A 16,650-nucleotide genomic window follows, 5' to 3' on the forward strand; every position below is an offset into this window, starting at 1 on the left:
GGCTAATTGCGCTACTTACCCTGACGGCTTCCGGCGCCGGTACAGCCGCCAGCGCGGTGGCCGACGGAACGATGAACCACGGGTCGGCCACCCCTGGGCCTGTCGTTTCCAACCGCAACGCTGGTCCCGGTCAGCTCCTGAAGTCCGAGCGCCTGCCCAAGACGCTGTGGCTGCCGAACACGGCGAAGGCGTATCGGATTCACTACGGCTCCACGAGCCATGACGGGCGAAGGATCGCTGTGTCGGGGGCGGTATTCATCCCGCGGGGGAACGCGCCGAAGGCCGGTTGGCCAGTGGTCAGCTGGGCGCACGGCACGGTGGGTGTCGCAGATGTTTGCGCCAACTCGCGTTCGGGCCGTTCCCAACGTGACACCGAGTTCCTGCAGAGTTGGCTGGCCGCCGGCTATGCGATCGTCGCCACTGACTACGAGGGCTTGGGAACACACGGCGAACACGCCTACCTCAACGGCAATTCTGAGGCGTACGGCGTGATCGACATCGTGCGGGCGGCACAGCAGCTTCACGAGCCACTCAGCGAAGCCTGGCTATCAGTTGGGCAGTCGCAAGGAGCTCAGGCCACGCTCTTCACCGGCGCCACCGTACGACGCTACGCACCGGAGCTCGACTACCGAGGGAGCGTCGGCACCGCGCCGACGACTCAGTGGCGCCTCACTGCGTCAGTAGCAAAGCCATTCGATCCTGAAACACCTGCTAATCCATCAGTGCTGCTGATCCTCGCAGGCCTTCGAACGACGCACCCTGACTTCGACCCGGCCGGCTACCTCACCCCGTTTGGTCAGCAACTGCTGGCCGCAGCGATGGACACCACTTGCTTCACCGCGATCGCCCAACAGTTGGCTGGCAGGCCCAGCACGGACGTGTTCGCCGTCGACGCGGCGGAGGAAGCGCGTCTGCTGGATCTCCTGGAGAGTGACGCAGAGATTCCGATCGTCCGTCACAGCGATCCGGTGTTCCTTGGACAAGGAACGGCTGACCTTACCTCATACCCACCGGCGACCGCACTAACCGCCGAGAAGCTTCGTGCCGTCGGCAACGACGTGACCTTCAAGTTCTACCAAGGAGCCGATCACGGAGGCGTGATGGCAGCAGCCAAGGCCGACATCCTCGCCTGGGCAGCAGACCGCATGCGCTGAGCACGTTGCCTCATAGATGGCTCTGCGGCACCAGCATCCTGGCGCCGCGCGGCCATCACGTCTGATCCATGTCACCCGGAGCTGATTCCTCAGATGTTCAGTCATGTCGAGCTGAACGTCTCTGACCTCTCAAGGTCAGTGACGTTCTACCGGACGACGCTTGCCCCCTTGGGATTCCTGGAGGCAGACAGCAGTCAGGTATACGCCCGGCTCACCAATGGCCGCGATGCCGTCGTCGTACTCTGCCCGGTCGAGCCGGCCCACGCGGCCTCGGGCTATCACCGCCACGCGATCGGCCTCAGCCACTTCGCGATCGCTGTTGCCAGCAAGCAACTCGTCGACGACATGGCTGCACACCTCGATCATCTCTCCGTAGATTTGCTCGGCGACGGCCCTATCGAACTCGGCTACCGGCGCGGCTACTACACCCTCGCCTTCGAGGATCCCGACCGAATCATGATCGAGATCGTCCATCACGACCCCCATTACTTCGCTCCGACGCGGTAACAATGGGCCCCACCAGAACAGACCCAGGGCGCCACAAGTAGCACCCTTGGAGCACCCAAGTAGGGATCCAGAAGCAACAGACTCCACGGCGATGCGCGCCATGCCAACCACCGACTGACTTGATGACTCCGAGAGATGCTTGGTTGTTACTGGTCGACCTCGACGAACCACAGAGTCGTCTCAGGCACGCGGCCGCCAGCAGAACGGTTTGCTTGTCACCGCTGAGCGCGAGAGCGTGGACAAGCGCTGTGAACCCAGAGGGCGACGCGACCTCTTCACGGGTCCAGGCTCTGCCGAGGGGACTCGCACCCAACGAGCGGCTCTCCTCGAGTTCGAATTCGTCCCAGGCCTCCAGATACGACTTGTGGACCTTCACGCGCGGAGCTATCAGCGATGTCATCAAACCCCCGAATCAAATCCAGGTCATCAGCATGCCTTGCGCGCTGTCGACTCGACCTCTCGCAGGTGCGAGAGCAGCTCAGCGAGGCGACGCTGTGCCCGGGCCGTCCTGCTCTTCACTGTGCCTAGCGCGACGTTCAGGAGCCTGGCGATCTCGCTCTGGGAGAAGCCATCGAAGTAGGCGAGCTGAATCACCCGTCGCTCGTCGGGATGGAGCTTGTCCAAGGCTTCGCGGACCTGCCACGCCTGCCAGGTGTCCTCGATCGAGGCGATGGTGGCGTGTTGCATCTCGGCTTCCCAGGAAACATCCAGCGAGACATTCGCCAACGCTCGGCGCTCGCGCCTATATACGTCCACAGCGGCACGTCGGGTAATCGCGTAGAGCCAAGGCTTCAACTCACGGGCCGGGTCGAACCCACCGGCTCCTTGCCAAGCCTGGACGAACGCCCTCTGGACAGCGTCGGAAGCCAGCTCTCGGTCGCCCAGCATGTTGTACGCCGCTACATACATCAAGCGCCCGAACTGTCCGTAGAGTTCGGGCAGAGCGCTGAGGTCCCCACGATGGAATCGCTCCCCCAGCTCCGAATCCACGCTAATCAACATCTCACGCACCTCGTGGGTGGATGCCGACCGCAGTCGACAACCGCCCCTCCCTCGTAATGTGCCATCAGGTCAATACCAGAGTCGGTGCGATAGCGACTGCGGAGCATCGGTGTGCGGTACCTATCTGAAGCATCCGGATACCTATGCGTCCGCCGTACAAGCAGCAGGAACGGTCCTGGAGTGTCCAGTGGACTCGACTGGATCACCTTGCCTGGTCACAGCTCAGGCGATGGGCCTCGCTCCATCTCAAGCGGTACATCGCCAGCCGGGCGCTCGCGAGTTCGGCGGCGCCGCGGACGCGATCGGTAATCAGCCAGGGGACGAGTGAGGAGCAGCTCGTCATGTAGGCGTTGAAGGCCGTCGTGTCTCATCCTCAACGTGGCGGGCGAGAAGGCCCGCGGTAGGTCGACGGCTTGGACTCGCCGGAAGGCCTTGGCGAGGTCAGGGAGAATCTCAATGGCCCTCTGTCGTGCAGCCTCGTTCTCCGACACGACGACAACCACGGTGTCAGCGACCGCACGGGCCCCGAGGATTCGCGCCTGGTCCGCCGATAGCAGGGCGCCACACAACGGGATGCCGGCCCATCGGCCGCCGCTCAGTCGGCTGACGTTCTCAATGGCGAACGCATCCAGCGGGTCGTCAACCAGTACCGGCGACGCCTCGCCCGCCAGAAGCTCGAGTTGCTCGGCGATACCAATGACGCTTCCTGACCGGCGATGGATTTGCGTGTCCGGCGAGGTTGTGTAGTAGACCGCACCACTGCTCCGTCGTACGCCGGTGAAGCCCACGATCTGCAGGCGGTGGTCCCTTGCCGGAAGCATCAGTTGATCGCGAAAACGGTCCACTAACCTGCCGTCCGCGCCTAGGACTCCGAGACCTGCATTCCGGATTGTCGTGAGGTCGAACCCGGTCGCCCGCAGGTGATCTACCAGCCGCGACCGCGAGTCAGGCGCATACCCGACCAGCCACCTCGATTCAGTGTCCAGCTGTGCAAGCGCGCCGCCGCGTTCGAGGTAATTGCGCGGCCAGCTTTTCTTGTCTCTGAACAGTTCCCGACGATAGAACCTGGTGGCTGCGTGACTCACCTCGAGCAACTGTCGCAGCCGAGCAGCCGTTGGCACTGCATTTGGATCGGGGATCCGCGACCCCAATCCCTTCTTCCACGCCTCGATGTGATCCACGGTCCGACGTTCGCCGGACGGCGACTTCTTCAGAACCCAGCTTCGCTGATCCAGGAGTCGGTGATTGGAGCCTTGTAGCCATGGGCAACCAATTGTTCAGAACCTGAGCAACGGCACGCCGTACAAGTCTGTCTCCGGCCTTCGCGAGAAGTTGGGTGAGCGGATCTCGACGACGTACATCTCGGTCAGGAACTGGATCTTGGCACCCACCAGGTGACTCGTGTGAGCAGTGGCCGACTGGGCCTTCAGCCCGACCGATGCATGGATGTGCGGCAGGACGTTGCCGGACGCGTCGTCGTACGCGAGAGTCCCCGCACCGACCGCCTCAACGTTCTCCAGATGCACCGAACTCCAGACCGGGGCGTTGGGGTTCTCGAGCTTCTCGCAGGTGCCGACGAGTTGGACCTCGCGCATGCCGGCAATGAACATCGGGATGAAGCCCTGGCGTACTTCGTGCTGGACGCAGAACTCAGCCAGTGCGGTGTAGAAGTCGTCGCCGTGGTCGAAGTGGACCGCGAAGGTTCGGCCCATGGTCAGTTCAGCGGCGCGCAAAGTCGTCTCCTTCGAGTAGGTCGATGTATGCAACGTAGCGAATGGCGGTGTTCAGACCGCGCGTGGACAGGAGGCGGCTGCTCGGGTGGGCGATGTCGTCGACACCGACGGCTGCCAGCTCGACGCATCGCTTTCTGAACCAGCCCCAAGGGATGTCGAGGTGGCTGGCCAGGAAGGCCAGGCGACTCACCGGAGTCGACTGAGAGGTCAGAGATTCACCGACGACCTGGTCGGCGAGTTTGCGGTAGGTGGACAGTCGCGATGGAGGCGCGCTCGCTTCGACGCACCACAGCCCAGGGCTGCCAATCCAGTTGGCCACGATCGCCTGGTTGGCCAGGACGAAGCCCTCGACCTCGGAATGCTCCGGCTCCACGCTGAGTTCGACTCGGATTCCGAAGGCCTCCATCAGCGCCATCGCGAGCAGCAGCATCACCCGCTCGTATCGCGGCGATGCCCTGACCTCGCTCTCCGGGATGCAGAACCCGCGACGCAGGTTCGTGAATCTGCGCGAGGTACGTCGGAGGTAGTCGAACTTGTGCGTCCAGAGCAGCCAGTTCGCAGCTTCCTCACCGCGCTGCTCCCGAGTCCAGAACAGCGGTTCGTCCTCGATCTGGTCCAGGTGCCGCAAGACGTGACGCGAGCAGAATCGCGATCCCAGCCACTGGCTCGCGAGAGGATTGAGCGTCGGGACCTCCTCCACCGCGGCCTGGGAAGCCAGCGACTTCTCGTGATGCGCGACGTACGCCTGACTTCGCACGAGCTGAGCATCATCGGCAAGCAACGACGTGTCGGCATTCATGGTTGCCCAGATGATGCCGACCGTCATGTCGTCGACGATGTTCGCCAGAGGCACGGCCTGCTGACCTGTACGACGCTCTGCCCGGTCGACGAAGCGCCGGCCGTCGGCCACGTACTGGCGGCTGTCCTGATCGACCGCGACCACAAGCGCACGCCGATCCGGCCGCCTGAGAGCAGTCAGAGCCTCCTCATCCGGATCGATCAGGAGCACATCACGACCGACGCGATCGGCGGCCCAGTAGTGACCAGCAATCTCAACCCCGAGGTACGACCGGCCGGCCGGAACCTTCACACACTCGGTCGTACCCGATGCAGTCCGTGGCTGCGCCAGTGTCAGCAGGTCCACGGGTTTCAGCGCTACCGGAGCCACCTTGACCGGAGGATGGAAACCCAAGTCTTGTGGGCGCGCCACCCCGAAGACCTTGCAGAATGCGTTCCGGACATCCGAGCGCGGCCAGTAGTAAAAGCCGCACTCGTAGTCGGAGATGTTCTTCGCCGCCACCAGCGCCTCGCGACCAGTAGCGTGCAGAACAGCCTCGTTGATCTTGTCCGCCACCATCTGCTGCGTCATCGACCCACGCGCCTTCCGCAGGGTCTGGTTCGGCTTCCGCTTAGCGTCGGTCACGGTCCACTCCGGTCAGCACCGGCAACTCGTAATGATCCCGATCAGTCCGTACGGCGTCACGCCGGTCAACACCGACGTACGCCGTGGCCAGCGCGTAGCCGCCAGGCCGATCCAGGAGCTGAATCCGGACACCCGCCACGAAGGCTCGCGGAGCACCGCGGCGACGCCCGACGATGACCAACCGGCCGCCTCCGAGCCGACCGGTGTGCTCATGGATCCAGCGCTCAGCCAGGCTGCGGACGGTCGCCTTCGGCGGTCGGCTGAAGACGTTCGTCCCCGATGCAACCACCGTCCAGCGCCCGTCGCTCTCGCGCGTCGCGATCTCGAACGCGTACATCCTTCTGCCTCGCATGACCCCTCCTAGGGTTCTTGCAAGCAGGATGTACCGGGAGCGCCGTACAGCATCACCACACACTCGGACATCTCCGGGATGTCCTCATTGCGCTCAAAATGTCCTGAAATGTCTTAGGTTAGACCTCGTGGCTAACGAACGACTGCGAGCAGCGATGGCTGAGCACGGCCTCACCCATCATGCACTGGCCGAGGAGCTCGGAGTCAACGTCAAAACCGTCGAGCGCTGGGTCGGCGAAGGCAAGCTTCCCTTCGCGCGCAATCGGCACGCCCTGGCCATCCGGCTCGGCCACGCCGAGTCGTACCTGTGGCCGGACGCACTCACCCGCGATCGGGCAGCCGCCGTTTCCGAGAGCGAGGTCGTCAAGGTCTACCCACGCCGATCCGACGTGTCCGGCGATGAGTGGCGCCAGCTCTTCGACTCGGGCACGAATGAGCTCGGAGTGCTCGTCTACGCTGGACTCTTCCTCGCCGAGGACGCCGGCTTCCAGCGGATCATCCGGAAGAAGGCCAAGGCCGGCGCCCGGATCAGAATCCTCCTAGGCGACCCCTCAGCACCCAACGTCACCGAACGCGGTCGAGAAGAAGGCATCGGCGACACGCTCGGAGCCAAGATCCGGAACACCATTGCCGTGTACGGCGACGTTCCCAAACTGGCCGGCGTCGAGTTCCGAATGCATCGCACCGTGCTCTACAACTCGATCTACCGCGCCGACGACCGGCTGTTCGTGAACACCCACATCTACGGCCTGCCCGCGGCCCAGGCCCCGGTCTGGCACCTGCGAAGGATCCCCGGCGGCGAACTGGCGAACCACTACCTCGAGAGCTTCGAGCGAGTCTGGGACGAAGCAACCCCGATGACGGAGGCCTGATGTCTCGCAGAATCGACTACTACGACGACCCCAACGCTCCTGCTGCCAACAGCATGGTTCCGTCGGTCAACGTCGTCATCGAGAACGATGCTGGCGAGATCCTCCTGATCGAACGCTCCGACAACTGCAACTGGGCAGTCCCCGGCGGCGCGATCGACCTCGGTGAGTCCATGGCCCAGGCCGCCGTACGGGAGACCAAGGAAGAGACCGGCATCGACTGCGAGATCGTCGACGTCATCGGCATCTTCACCGACCCGAAGCACATCATCCTGTACACGAGCAACAACGAAGCCCGCCAGGAGTTCTCCATCCTCCTCAGAGCCCGCTCGACCGGCGGCGAGCCCACCCCCAGCAGCGAAAGCACCCGAGTCCACTGGGTAGACCGCGAGGCCCTCGAGAACCTACAGATGGACCGCTCGATGCGCCGCCGAATCAACCACTATCTCAAGCCGGGCGCGACTCTGTACTTCGATTAGTCGCCGAGCCGCCGTCGAATGTTGAACGCGGACTTCCGCAGCAGGGGCGCCGACCGAGCAACCGCCCGATGCACAACGTGAGTGCTCGAGTACCTCATCATGATCTCGCTCAGACGTTCCTCAACCTCGACGCGGCACCCATCCGGATCGGTCGTAACGTCGCAGTACGTCAAAGCGTCCAGCAGGTCCGGGTCCGGGAGCGAGAACTCGTCCGCCAAGTCAGAGATCCCGCGTTCGTCGGCCTCGACCAGCGCCCCGGTGTGATGCGCGACCAAGCGGCAGACCATGTCATCCACCACCAGCACGTCCCTCAGGTACCGCGCGCCATCCAGCGGATGGAAACCGGTCGACCGCACCACCGACGAGTACCCAATATCGTGCAGCCAAGCAGCAACCTCAACCACTGGCGTCCGCTCCCCCAGCACACCCCACAACTCATGAGCTCGCTCCCCCACACCCTGCGTGTGAGCCCACCGGCGTGGCAGCTGATCCCGGAGCAACCGCTCCGCCACCGCCTTCGCTTCCTCAACGTCGATCACCATTCGACAGTACGTCGGCGGCTCGGGACACCGTCACCACACCGACAGAAATCTTCAGACATTCTGGAACCCATCGGCAGATACCTGCTAACTCCAGCAACACCCGGGGCGGCACCAGTTCGGGGGTTACCTCGATGTATGTCCTGCTGTGGGAACTGACTGCGGCAGGGCTCGCCATGGGACTGTGGCTGATCTGGCCGTCGGCGCGGTACGGGTGCGCCACCACTCAAGGCAAGCATGACGTGCTACAGCTTTCGTGGTGTTTAAGGATGTCTGGCGTCGCCCCGCCAGTACGGCGTCGGCAGACAAGTGTAGGGAAGATCTTCGCTGTTCCTTCTGGCCCTGTCGCGGCCACCGACATCAGTGGGCTTCTGCCGCTGAAGCGGCCTGCTGCGACGCGGGCGCCCCCACTAGTAGCCTCGATACGCGAGCTTGACCGGACGCGGGTACCGCAGTCGGCTCGTTCCGGCGAGTGACGCAGTGCTTCACTGCGCCGACGAAGCTCTGCGGGTCCTACCCGATGACCGAGTCCAGGAATTGCCAAGCCTTCACGAAGGAGGCGCCGCCCGTGAGAACCGCGAGAGGGACGGACTCTGTCGCAAGGTACAGCAGCCCGCCTGCGGCGGCGCCGACCAGCATCGCGATCAGGCAGATCAGGGCGTGGCGGGTGGTCAAGACGGCTGCCTTGTCTGACTGCTTGGGCATTGGGGTGTCCTCCCTGTCGGTCGCTTCATCAGCGCACCCAGGTCCTATGCAGTCCAATCCGCAATCTGCCCCCTGTGGTCTGGAAGGCCAGAGTCGTTCAGGAAGATCAGCAGAAAAGTCCAGGTTCTGGGGACAATCCGGGACGAGGGGTGCATATAACCCTGGCGAGTGGGGCGGTTCCGCCATCTGCCGCCTCGGTCGAACTCGGGTGAGACGTCGCCCGGGGTGCCCCCTCGGACCAGGTACATGGAGCAAGCGATGACCCACTCAGCGCCACCTGAACCGGAGCACCCTGACGGGGTCATCAGCAGGCCGAGCAGTGTTCTCAGGAGTAGTACCGACACGACGGACAACGATCTGAAACCCCGCCTCGCTGACTTCGCTCCGGGATCACCCGACGCCTTCTTGGCCTTCGACTGGCGGGTGCTCGACGACCTGGCTTCTGTACCGATCGAACCGGACGAGACCGAGGCAGAGGCGGCCGCCCGTCGAGCGATCGACATCCAACTGCTGGCCTTCCTGACCGACGGCAGGCTCACCGGCGACGACCTTCAGACCTGCTACAAGAAGGTCTGCCGACGACTGTCGGCCCACGCGTATCAAGTGCTGGTCGGCTGGGCCAAGACTGGACAGATCTTCACCAAGTGCGGAACGTCGATGACGCCGATCATGCACCCGCATCCCGGTTGGTCGAACGAAGACATTGACATGGTCGTCAAGGACACCGTGATCGAAACCGCGAGGACCTTCAAGACTGCAGGCCTGCGCGCCTGGGACCCAGACGGCGGCCGTAGTCCGCAGTCATTCTTCATCGAGCACTGCACCCAGAACTTTCCTCGGATCTACAACCGGTGGCTCAAGGAACACATCATCAGCGCCGAGCTCCACCACCTGGGAGACGATGAGCCGGGATTCGACCAGCTTCCCGGGCAGGCACCGGACCCTGTCGATGTGGCGGCCTGCCACGACCAGATCGACAGAGCGATCAGCGAGCTGAAGGATCCGCAGTTGCGCGAGTTCGTCGGCCTCCAGGCAGTCGGCTACGAGCCAGCTGAGGCAAGGAACCTGGCTGGGCTGACCCGTAAAGCCGAGTCGTACCGACTGGCCAAGTACCGGCGCCACCTCGAGGGTGACAGTCCACCATCGCCCGCCTCTGCCGATTCCGACGACCGGGCTTAGGGAGAAAGACATGAACCACCGTGACGAGCAGAAGAAGACCTGCACCGTCGACCCACGGCCAGATGCCCGGCAGTCAGGTTCCGAGTTTGATCAGCTTCTGGAAGCTTCGAGTCTCGGTGCCCCCGCGGTGCTGCGGCACGAGGCGATGACACCGGATTCGTTCTTCGTAGAGCTCGATGCCGTGCTGGACGAGGACTACGCGCGGGAGACGAAGGAACAGCCATCAGCGCAGGTTCCTGAAGGCGATGTCGACGACGCTTTGCTCCGTCTCATCGAACGCGGCGCGCAGCCGGTTGACTGGCCTTCGTCAACGGATCCGAATGGGGTGAGCTCTCGACCAACGTGGACCTACCCCAGCGGAAGCTACTCACTCGGCACGTGCCTGCTCCCAGACCATGAAACCGACTTCGCTGGCGAGCAGCTGATTCGTCTCTGGTATCTCCCCGCCGCGGAGTCGCGAGTCGTCGTCTCGTTCGTCGAGTACGGGCGGCCGAGCCAAGTACGAGCACTCCTAGCTGCGCTGCAGGTCACAAACAATGATCCCGTCCCGCGCTCTCCTGAGTCCCCCGTGGTGACCGCGAATTCCTTTGAAGCGACCTGGAATCTGAACCTCTTCTCGTATCTCCGAGAAGACGTCGCTCGCTCGATGGTGTCGTTCGGACTTGCCGACAAAGTTCGCTTCGAACCCATCATCTGGGCCTGCTTGGCCGCGACCACAACCGTGCACATCAGCGATGAAGTTGAACTTCACCTTCACCTTCACTCTTCGCGAGTGAGCGATGACCCCGCTCAAACGAAATGGTGGAACTTCTTCCGGTGCGCTCCGCGCACACCCCCGGAGCTAGTCGCCGGACCCACGCGCTTGGCTCTCGAAAGAGGCCGGCACCAAAAACGACCTCGGTGGCGAATGAGTCCTCCCGGAGCAATCCGGGCACCAGAAGCGCAGATACTTAGGGACACCGCGCTGCAACTTCCCGCTGCGTCTGGACTGGACCGCGTGTTCCGGACACTCGTTGTGCCCACGTTAGGCAGAGAAGCCGTCAAACCGCTCGCTGCAGTTGTCAAGGCCGATACCTCGGGCGTACGCAATCCGCGGCCGGAGCCAAGTCCGGACGGGATGAGACGGGCCGAGCTCGTCGATCGCGCTCAGGCAGGTGACGTCGGTGCCTTCGGTGAGCTCTACGACGAGTACTCGCTCACCGTCTATCGCTACATATACGCTCGGGTGTCGTCATCGGCACTCGCCGAGGACCTGACCAGCGAGACGTTCGTCCGGGCGCTGCGTGCGCTGGACTCCTTCCGCTGGCAGGGCCGGGATTTCGGCGCCTGGCTGGTGACGATCGCCCGGAACCTGATCACCGACCACTACAAGTCCGGCCGGGTCCGGCTCGAGGTGGTCACGGACGAGATCGAGACGCACGACCGGCAGACCGAGGGGCCGGAGGTCGACGTACTGGCCGCCGCCACCGCCGAGGTACTGCGGGACGCCGTCGCCAGCTTGCCCGAGAGATAACGCGACTGCCGTGACACCTGGTCGGCTTCGTAGCGGCTAACCGAACAGCATCCACCGTAGGTGACGCCGGCTATCGGCGGGCCTATGCTCCTGGTCGGGACGAGGGAATCAGATGTCCCAGGCAAACAGTCTCCGCCGGCGCGCTACAGAGCGGCGACGAGTGAAGGACTTGGAGATGACGCTAGCGGGCTACGTCACAGCCCAGGAGCAGGATCGTCGTGCTTGGTCGAAACCGGCGGTCCTATCGAGTGATCACGCTTCTGGTTGCAGCAATCGCCGTGTCAGGTACCTGATGGGCGACCACTCGGAGCGCGGAAGAGGACCGAGAAGGAGAGCCGGGAGCGAACGGCACAGATTTACGCCAACTGTTTGTCGAGCGGTCGGGGGGTACCTTGACGCCCGGATTGAAACGGTCTCTTCCAGGGAGCAGGTAGAGGCACTCGCCGGCAAGGTCGCTGCCAGCATCTTGGATTGGGAGAAGGCATGGCAGGCGGAGGTCATAGCTCTGGATCTGTATGAGAAGCAGGTTGATCTTGTTTTTGCCTACGGCATTGATCTCAGCCCAAAGGCGCTGGAGCGGCCATCGACCAGATAGTTTCCAGGCTTGTCTCGTAGGCATCGAAGATTTCGCTGCTCTCGGTGCGGCGATAGTGGAAGAGCGGCGACTCCGCAGCTGGTACGCCGTACGCGTGCTGGTTGACGATGAGGTCGTCGTCCGCGCGGTAGAGCGAGCTGTAGACCACGTCACGATGCAGCCGAAGCTGGAACCGATCGAACCGTAGCAACGGCTTCACGAGGCGTAGCGTTCCACGGAGCTGGTCTGCGACGGCTTCATCGGCTTCCGCGGATTCATTGTTCGGAAGCGCAAGCGCGAACCTCATGCGAACACCCTCGGCACACTTGCGCTCGAACAGCTGGATGATCTGGGAGTCGTCCAACAGGAACGACGCGCTGAAGGTCAGCAGATCTACCCGAGACCTCGCTCCATCGAAGAGCGCAAGCCAGTCCTGCGACTTCAACAGGTCTCGCCGCGGATAGACAGCTGCGAGCTCAGACGGCCGATCCCCCATCCGAACCGACGAGTTGAGCTCCGGCCACACGACGTTGACGTCAACGCCGAGCAACCGTTCCAGCGACGCGCGCCGCCCGGGATGCGGTACCTGACCGCGCATCCAGTTGCGGACCGTCTTGGGATCCACGGACAGTTCGACTGACAGGTCGAGCTCGGTGAGGCCAGCGTCGTACATCGCGCGCCGGAGCACCTCGTTCACTCGGATCGCCATCCCAACCCACGGCTAGATGTCGGTAAATGTCTGATCGGACAGTACCACGAAATGTCCGTAAATGTCCGTGGATAGGGTTCTCCTGTCCGTGCCGTCGCCACCAGTCTTGAGGCACGCTCGACAGCGACGTCGAGCCGTCCGCAAACTGATGAAGGAGTGCCCAGGGTGGGCGACACGACGGCATCTGAACGGCAGCGAGTCCGAGTCTGGTTCGGCGAGTTCCCCATCGTCGACCAGACGACGACAGCAAAGGCCGCAACGGCGTTCGCACAGGGGATGGGCCGCCGGTTCGCCGGCCTGCGGGTCACCATCGAGGACGCAGACCACCACCGCCCAGGCGTGGCCCTGTGATCGCCGAGAACTGGGCCCTCGTGATCACGGCCTGCACCCTCGCCGTACTCATGATCTGCGATGTCCTGCATGACCTGGGCCGGGGGCGGCTGTGATTCGCCGCGGAGAGCTGTACTCCTACCGAGACCCGTCCGGCTCAGGCAGCTCCGGCACAGTCGCGCAGGTCGTTGAATTCCCGCCGAATATTGCGGGGCAGCAATGGGTGGTAGCCAACTGGCTCGGTAAGCATCCGCACATCACCATCTGGCCGAGCATCGCTGACCTTCTGGAAGTCCACGGTCATCTCGGCGCGTCCGACGTCGTATGGCTCGACCCCGACCCGTTCGAACCGGCTGACGGCTCGGAGCTTCTCGACGCCTGTTCGCAGCAGACCTAGACCGGCGTGGCTGACGTGCCGAGAGGCGGTCTCCGCGTCGGTCACGCCCTCCAACTCCAGCGCACGCCTCTCCGTGCCTTGGAGCTACGGGGAAACAGGTTCCTGCCGCTGCCTCCCCTGTCGGTGGCAGGAACCTCACCCTACAAACCTACTAACTTCGATCGGAACTTCAGTGGTCTTGCGAACCATCACTCCCAGACGGCGACGCCTCCGGCTTCTTTACGCCCTGCGCTGGCCCTGGGAGCTCGGCTACACCACCGGTTGGAACAACGGGATCGAGACGGCCGTACATGACATCGAGTTCCTCCTTGCTGCCAACGGCACCAAGAGCATTGCGACTGCGGATCTTCATGCGCTGATAGCCAAACTCCAACGCGAACTCTTGGCCTGAGTGCATTTACTCCCAGCGGTCGTCATGATCGTGATATTCGAGACTCGCGTACCACTCGGTCACCTCGCGAGCGCGGTATCTGATGTGCCGCCCGACTCGACGGCCTGGTGGCCCGTAGCCGTGGGTCCGCCATCGGTAGAGCGTCCGCTTGGGCACCTGGAGGTACTCCGCCACCTGATCGATGTCCCACAGCGGGTCAGTATCAGGCTGTGTCGTCATGCTGAACCTCCCAGCCTCGAGCCCTCGGTTGGTCAACCGCCTGCCGCTCGCGCTCTGCCCTGACCATCCGCCGGACCTCGCGCTGCGAGATGCCGAGAATCTCCGCGGCTGCTTCGGCCGATCCGCACACCTTGGCGAGCAAAGTCGTCTCCGTCTCTGAAGTCAACTCGGCGGCAGCGATTCGCTCGTCGTGGCGTTCCATCGCCTGCGCCTTCGCCTCGACTGCTCGCTTCACGTTGCTGTGGGCCAAGACGGTGCGTGCGGTCGCGGCTTCGATCCTCGCTTGACGCTCGCGCGCACGTCGCAGCGCCGCCGCCCGATCGCTGGCGCCCATCATCACCACCCAGGCCCAGGCTGATCGAACGGCGGGGCGGCTTCGCGCGTCGGATCCGACGAGACCGCCGTACTGTGCTGGCGCATGTAGGCGCGTGTCGAGGCGACGACCTGCTTGGCCGCATCGGTCACGCGCGCGCTCGCCTCGTCCGCGTACTTCTCCGGCGCGTCGGGTCTCAAGTACCACGCCCACTGGGCGATAAAGCCGAGCGACTCGTCGTTGCTGATCCCGTGATGCACCAGTACGACGTACGCGAAGATCTCGGCCTCGACCTCGCGCAAGCCGTGAGAATCCTCGAAAACTGAGAACGGACCGCGGAGGCTGCCAGCCGCATGCAGGTGCACGTGTCCGACCTCGTGCGCCAGCCGGGTCATCGCAGCGACCCCACGCAGATGGGCGGCGAGGACGACCTCGTTTGCCTGATAGTCGGTGAACGCATCCAGCGAACCACCCGTCGGCTTGATCGCTACACGGAATCCTCTGACCTCCGCCTCCCGAACGAGTGCCGTCCAGAGGCCAGCATCCGCCCCGGGCGGTGCACTCACGGGGTTGCGAAACTTCCTGTCATTGCTCATAGCAACCTCCTCGGGTCGGTTATCGATCCAGATCGACAGGCTGTTGGCCCGGCTCGGCAGCGTCGGGAATTTCGAGGTACGGCGCCGGCTCGCGTGATGATTCGCGCCGAGCTGGCCTCGCCTCGTGTGACGTGCCGGCCAACCGGCGCGCGAAGCGCGATGCAACGGCCAAGTGGTCGACGCTCCAGGCCAAGGACATGGTCAGCTCGGCGAAGAAGGCCGGCTGGTTGGTGCGCAGCCACCGAGCGTTCAGCAACCGCGTCTCCGTTGGCGGACGGAGGTACCTGAGATCGGTCCTGATCAGTTCCTCGCGGGGAACGAACAGGCGTCCTTGCGCGACCAGCGCCGAGACAGCCCTTTGCTGCCGTCGACCGACTTGCTCCGCCGACCAGACGAGTTCGTCCACAGCGTCCAGGAGGCGGTAGGCCGCCGTTCGCCCTGGTACCAGCGCGCCAGGTTCCAGCAGCCGACCATCAGGCCGTACGACGCGGTCCAGCGCCGCCCGAAGTTCCAGGAACGCTGCTTCGCTGGGTGTTCCGGTGAATCCGTTCAGGTCGGACAGCCGTCGTCGCCAAGACTGCGCGACTCGCAGGGCACCGGCCTCTGCCGCTCGAACCGCCTGCTTGAGGACGTTCAGGTCGAGCACTTGTCGCGCGTCCAGTTCGGTAGACGACGACGCGGCAACCATGTCAGCCAGGTGCCACACATATCCACAGATCGTTCGCACCTGTGCTGTAGCGGCCCGCAAGTCGCGGGTCAGCAGTGCATCCAGCGCGACCGTGTCTTCAGCTCGCTCCCAACGCGCCGCGTGTCGAGAAATGATCGAGACGTCGTCGTCGGCTGCGGCCGGTGCACCAACGGACAGCCGTCCGAGATCTCCTAACCCGCCGCGGCGCACATCCGACGTCGCCAGCTTCTCGAGTGCAGCCAGCATTCTCACCAGGCGGCGGCGCTCGGCAGTTCTAGATCGTGTGTTGCTCATCGCCGTGTCGGCACCGATCAGCGCAATCGCTGCAACCTCTGCTCTCGCCGACGTCAGATTCGTCGGGTCATCCAGTACGCGGGCGTTCACAGCGTCTTGGGTCGCTAGCAGATCGCCGCCGGCGCCAATAGCCTGAGCCAGCCGCCCCAGCGGACGATCGGACTGTCCGACGGATTCGCCGTACAGCCTCGCTGCGCGGAGATCGTGCCGCAGCCACCGCAGATGATTGGCAGTCGCGGCGACCACAGCCTTCCAGTCATCGACAGCCTCAGAACGGTTCTTGTACTTGGTTTGCGCCGCTTCCACGGCTATCCGCCGGGCGACGCGCAGAAGGTCCTCATACGTCGCGCGCATCGCGCACCATCCGAATGTCTGCAGCTGCCGTCCGGAGCGCGTCGCCAAGCGCCAGGCGCCAGCTGACCTCCTCGATGGCGACGTCCAGTTCATCGGCAGCTCGCGCCGCCTCTTCGAGCAGAGTGACGGGGTCGCCGTCCAAGCTGCCCTCGTACGGTCCGTACGGCAGGATCTCCAGCAGTTCACACAGCCGAAACCTGCTGAAGGCGGTCATCGCCCACCGACCATCAGCGGTGCGGGCTTCCATCGCTTCGACGATCGCCTCGGCTCGCTTCACCAGCTCGCAGATCTGTTGCCGTGCTTGATCATTGCCAGTGCTCATTTCGTCTTC

Annotated in this window: 22 protein-coding genes; 9 read left to right on the forward strand and 13 right to left on the reverse strand. The window is 63.8% G+C overall.

Going from position 1 to position 16,650, the window contains the following annotated elements; translation table 11 throughout:
* Positions 1-56: 56 nt before the first annotated feature.
* Positions 57-1,154 (forward strand): lipase family protein, encoded by a 1,098-nt coding sequence (locus E1261_RS04775; protein ID WP_165952366.1) that lies wholly within the window; start codon positions 57-59, stop codon positions 1,152-1,154.
* 93 nt (positions 1,155-1,247) lie between these two features.
* On the forward strand, positions 1,248-1,661 hold the full coding sequence (locus tag E1261_RS04780) for a VOC family protein (protein WP_132402425.1): 414 nt from the start codon (positions 1,248-1,250) through the stop codon (positions 1,659-1,661).
* A gap of 426 nt (positions 1,662-2,087) precedes the next feature.
* Here E1261_RS04780 and E1261_RS04785 read toward each other — a convergent pair whose 3' ends face one another.
* The 5 genes from E1261_RS04785 to E1261_RS04805 form a co-directional block, all read right to left on the reverse strand.
* The gene (locus E1261_RS04785) at positions 2,088-2,663 is read right to left on the reverse strand and encodes an RNA polymerase sigma factor (protein WP_132402428.1); all 576 of its coding nucleotides are present in this window, start codon (positions 2,661-2,663) and stop codon (positions 2,088-2,090) included.
* A gap of 215 nt (positions 2,664-2,878) precedes the next feature.
* Positions 2,879-3,844 (reverse strand): hypothetical protein, encoded by a 966-nt coding sequence (locus E1261_RS04790; RefSeq protein WP_165952367.1) that lies wholly within the window; start codon positions 3,842-3,844, stop codon positions 2,879-2,881.
* A 96-nt stretch (positions 3,845-3,940) separates the two neighbouring features.
* Entirely contained in the window at positions 3,941-4,396 is a 456-nt protein-coding gene (locus E1261_RS04795) for a PPC domain-containing DNA-binding protein (protein ID WP_132402434.1), read from the reverse strand.
* A complete protein-coding gene (locus tag E1261_RS04800) occupies positions 4,383-5,819 on the reverse strand; it encodes an SMP-30/gluconolactonase/LRE family protein (protein WP_132402437.1) in 1,437 nt (478 codons plus the stop codon). The genes E1261_RS04795 and E1261_RS04800 overlap by 14 nt, the downstream gene beginning before the upstream one ends.
* Positions 5,806-6,171 (reverse strand): hypothetical protein, encoded by a 366-nt coding sequence (locus E1261_RS04805; protein WP_132402440.1) that lies wholly within the window; start codon positions 6,169-6,171, stop codon positions 5,806-5,808. Before E1261_RS04805 ends, E1261_RS04800 begins: the two co-directional genes overlap by 14 nt.
* A gap of 127 nt (positions 6,172-6,298) precedes the next feature.
* Between E1261_RS04805 and E1261_RS04810 the strand changes: the two genes are divergently transcribed.
* Together E1261_RS04810 and E1261_RS04815 are read left to right on the forward strand one after the other, a co-directional pair.
* Positions 6,299-7,042: a helix-turn-helix domain-containing protein gene (locus E1261_RS04810; protein WP_132402443.1), complete on the forward strand. Its 744-nt coding sequence runs from the start codon at positions 6,299-6,301 to the stop codon at positions 7,040-7,042.
* Positions 7,042-7,518 (forward strand): NUDIX hydrolase, encoded by a 477-nt coding sequence (locus E1261_RS04815; protein WP_132402446.1) that lies wholly within the window; start codon positions 7,042-7,044, stop codon positions 7,516-7,518. The genes E1261_RS04810 and E1261_RS04815 overlap by 1 nt, the downstream gene beginning before the upstream one ends.
* Here the strand turns inward: E1261_RS04815 and E1261_RS04820 are convergent.
* Together E1261_RS04820 and E1261_RS04825 are read right to left on the reverse strand one after the other, a co-directional pair.
* Complete coding sequence (locus E1261_RS04820; protein WP_238176009.1) at positions 7,515-8,057, reverse strand: HD domain-containing protein; 543 nt, start codon at positions 8,055-8,057, stop codon at positions 7,515-7,517. The genes E1261_RS04815 and E1261_RS04820 overlap by 4 nt on opposite strands.
* Positions 8,058-8,570: 513 nt before the next feature.
* Positions 8,571-8,762 carry a hypothetical protein gene (locus E1261_RS04825; RefSeq protein WP_132402452.1) on the reverse strand — a complete coding sequence of 64 codons (192 nt, stop codon included), beginning with the start codon at positions 8,760-8,762 and terminating at the stop codon, positions 8,571-8,573.
* 258 nt (positions 8,763-9,020) lie between these two features.
* On the opposite strand from E1261_RS04825, the gene E1261_RS04830 reads away from it, so the two are divergent.
* Together E1261_RS04830 and E1261_RS04840 are read left to right on the forward strand one after the other, a co-directional pair.
* On the forward strand, positions 9,021-9,941 hold the full coding sequence (locus tag E1261_RS04830) for a hypothetical protein (protein ID WP_132402455.1): 921 nt from the start codon (positions 9,021-9,023) through the stop codon (positions 9,939-9,941).
* 1,117 nt (positions 9,942-11,058) lie between these two features.
* Positions 11,059-11,454: a sigma-70 family RNA polymerase sigma factor gene (locus E1261_RS04840; RefSeq protein ID WP_132402461.1), complete on the forward strand. Its 396-nt coding sequence runs from the start codon at positions 11,059-11,061 to the stop codon at positions 11,452-11,454.
* A gap of 557 nt (positions 11,455-12,011) precedes the next feature.
* Here E1261_RS04840 and E1261_RS04845 read toward each other — a convergent pair.
* On the reverse strand, positions 12,012-12,725 hold the full coding sequence (locus tag E1261_RS04845; protein ID WP_132402537.1) for a helix-turn-helix domain-containing protein: 714 nt from the start codon (positions 12,723-12,725) through the stop codon (positions 12,012-12,014).
* A gap of 177 nt (positions 12,726-12,902) precedes the next feature.
* Here E1261_RS04845 and E1261_RS04850 point away from each other — a divergent pair, with 177 nt between their 5' ends.
* The 3 genes from E1261_RS04850 to E1261_RS04860 all read left to right on the forward strand — a co-directional run bounded on the left by E1261_RS04850 (position 12,903) and on the right by E1261_RS04860 (position 13,855).
* The gene (locus tag E1261_RS04850; RefSeq protein ID WP_132402464.1) at positions 12,903-13,088 is read left to right on the forward strand and encodes a hypothetical protein; all 186 of its coding nucleotides are present in this window, start codon (positions 12,903-12,905) and stop codon (positions 13,086-13,088) included.
* A gap of 91 nt (positions 13,089-13,179) precedes the next feature.
* The gene (locus E1261_RS04855) at positions 13,180-13,464 is read left to right on the forward strand and encodes a hypothetical protein (RefSeq protein WP_132402467.1); all 285 of its coding nucleotides are present in this window, start codon (positions 13,180-13,182) and stop codon (positions 13,462-13,464) included.
* 178 nt (positions 13,465-13,642) lie between these two features.
* Positions 13,643-13,855, forward strand: a complete 213-nt coding sequence (locus E1261_RS04860; RefSeq protein WP_132402470.1) for a hypothetical protein — start codon at positions 13,643-13,645, stop codon at positions 13,853-13,855.
* Positions 13,856-13,861: 6 nt separating this feature from the next.
* Here E1261_RS04860 and E1261_RS04865 read toward each other — a convergent pair whose 3' ends face one another.
* Genes E1261_RS04865 through E1261_RS04885 form a run of 5 tightly spaced genes read right to left on the reverse strand, consistent with a single transcriptional unit; the run spans position 13,862 to position 16,641 of the window.
* On the reverse strand, positions 13,862-14,074 hold the full coding sequence (locus E1261_RS04865) for a helix-turn-helix transcriptional regulator (RefSeq protein ID WP_132402473.1): 213 nt from the start codon (positions 14,072-14,074) through the stop codon (positions 13,862-13,864).
* Positions 14,058-14,408 (reverse strand): hypothetical protein, encoded by a 351-nt coding sequence (locus E1261_RS04870; protein WP_132402476.1) that lies wholly within the window; start codon positions 14,406-14,408, stop codon positions 14,058-14,060. The genes E1261_RS04865 and E1261_RS04870 overlap by 17 nt, the downstream gene beginning before the upstream one ends.
* A 2-nt stretch (positions 14,409-14,410) precedes the next feature.
* Entirely contained in the window at positions 14,411-14,983 is a 573-nt protein-coding gene (locus E1261_RS04875; protein ID WP_132402479.1) for an ImmA/IrrE family metallo-endopeptidase, read from the reverse strand.
* Between the two features lie 19 nt (positions 14,984-15,002).
* Positions 15,003-16,319: a hypothetical protein gene (locus tag E1261_RS04880; RefSeq protein ID WP_132402482.1), complete on the reverse strand. Its 1,317-nt coding sequence runs from the start codon at positions 16,317-16,319 to the stop codon at positions 15,003-15,005.
* The gene (locus tag E1261_RS04885) at positions 16,303-16,641 is read right to left on the reverse strand and encodes a hypothetical protein (RefSeq protein ID WP_132402485.1); all 339 of its coding nucleotides are present in this window, start codon (positions 16,639-16,641) and stop codon (positions 16,303-16,305) included. The genes E1261_RS04880 and E1261_RS04885 overlap by 17 nt, the downstream gene beginning before the upstream one ends.
* Between the last annotated feature and the right edge of the window lie 9 nt (positions 16,642-16,650).

The organism is Kribbella albertanoniae, from assembly GCF_004348455.1.
Lineage (GTDB): Bacteria > Actinomycetota > Actinomycetes > Propionibacteriales > Kribbellaceae > Kribbella > Kribbella albertanoniae.

What these genes read in the sequence shown, in the direction of transcription:
- E1261_RS04780 (WP_132402425.1), top strand. Translation starts at nt 1,248, where the DNA reads ATGTTCAGTCATGTCGAGCTGAACGTCTCTGACCTCTCAAGGTCAGTG.
- E1261_RS04785 (WP_132402428.1), bottom strand. Translation starts at nt 2,663, where the DNA reads ATGTTGATTAGCGTGGATTCGGAGCTGGGGGAGCGATTCCATCGTGGG.
- E1261_RS04805 (WP_132402440.1), bottom strand. Translation starts at nt 6,171, where the DNA reads ATGCGAGGCAGAAGGATGTACGCGTTCGAGATCGCGACGCGCGAGAGC.
- E1261_RS04815 (WP_132402446.1), top strand. Translation starts at nt 7,042, where the DNA reads ATGTCTCGCAGAATCGACTACTACGACGACCCCAACGCTCCTGCTGCC.
- E1261_RS04825 (WP_132402452.1), bottom strand. Translation starts at nt 8,762, where the DNA reads ATGCCCAAGCAGTCAGACAAGGCAGCCGTCTTGACCACCCGCCACGCC.
- E1261_RS04830 (WP_132402455.1), top strand. Translation starts at nt 9,021, where the DNA reads ATGACCCACTCAGCGCCACCTGAACCGGAGCACCCTGACGGGGTCATC.
- E1261_RS04840 (WP_132402461.1), top strand. Translation starts at nt 11,059, where the DNA reads ATGAGACGGGCCGAGCTCGTCGATCGCGCTCAGGCAGGTGACGTCGGT.
- E1261_RS04865 (WP_132402473.1), bottom strand. Translation starts at nt 14,074, where the DNA reads ATGACGACACAGCCTGATACTGACCCGCTGTGGGACATCGATCAGGTG.
- E1261_RS04870 (WP_132402476.1), bottom strand. Translation starts at nt 14,408, where the DNA reads ATGGGCGCCAGCGATCGGGCGGCGGCGCTGCGACGTGCGCGCGAGCGT.
- E1261_RS04875 (WP_132402479.1), bottom strand. Translation starts at nt 14,983, where the DNA reads ATGAGCAATGACAGGAAGTTTCGCAACCCCGTGAGTGCACCGCCCGGG.
- E1261_RS04880 (WP_132402482.1), bottom strand. Translation starts at nt 16,319, where the DNA reads ATGCGCGCGACGTATGAGGACCTTCTGCGCGTCGCCCGGCGGATAGCC.
- E1261_RS04885 (WP_132402485.1), bottom strand. Translation starts at nt 16,641, where the DNA reads ATGAGCACTGGCAATGATCAAGCACGGCAACAGATCTGCGAGCTGGTG.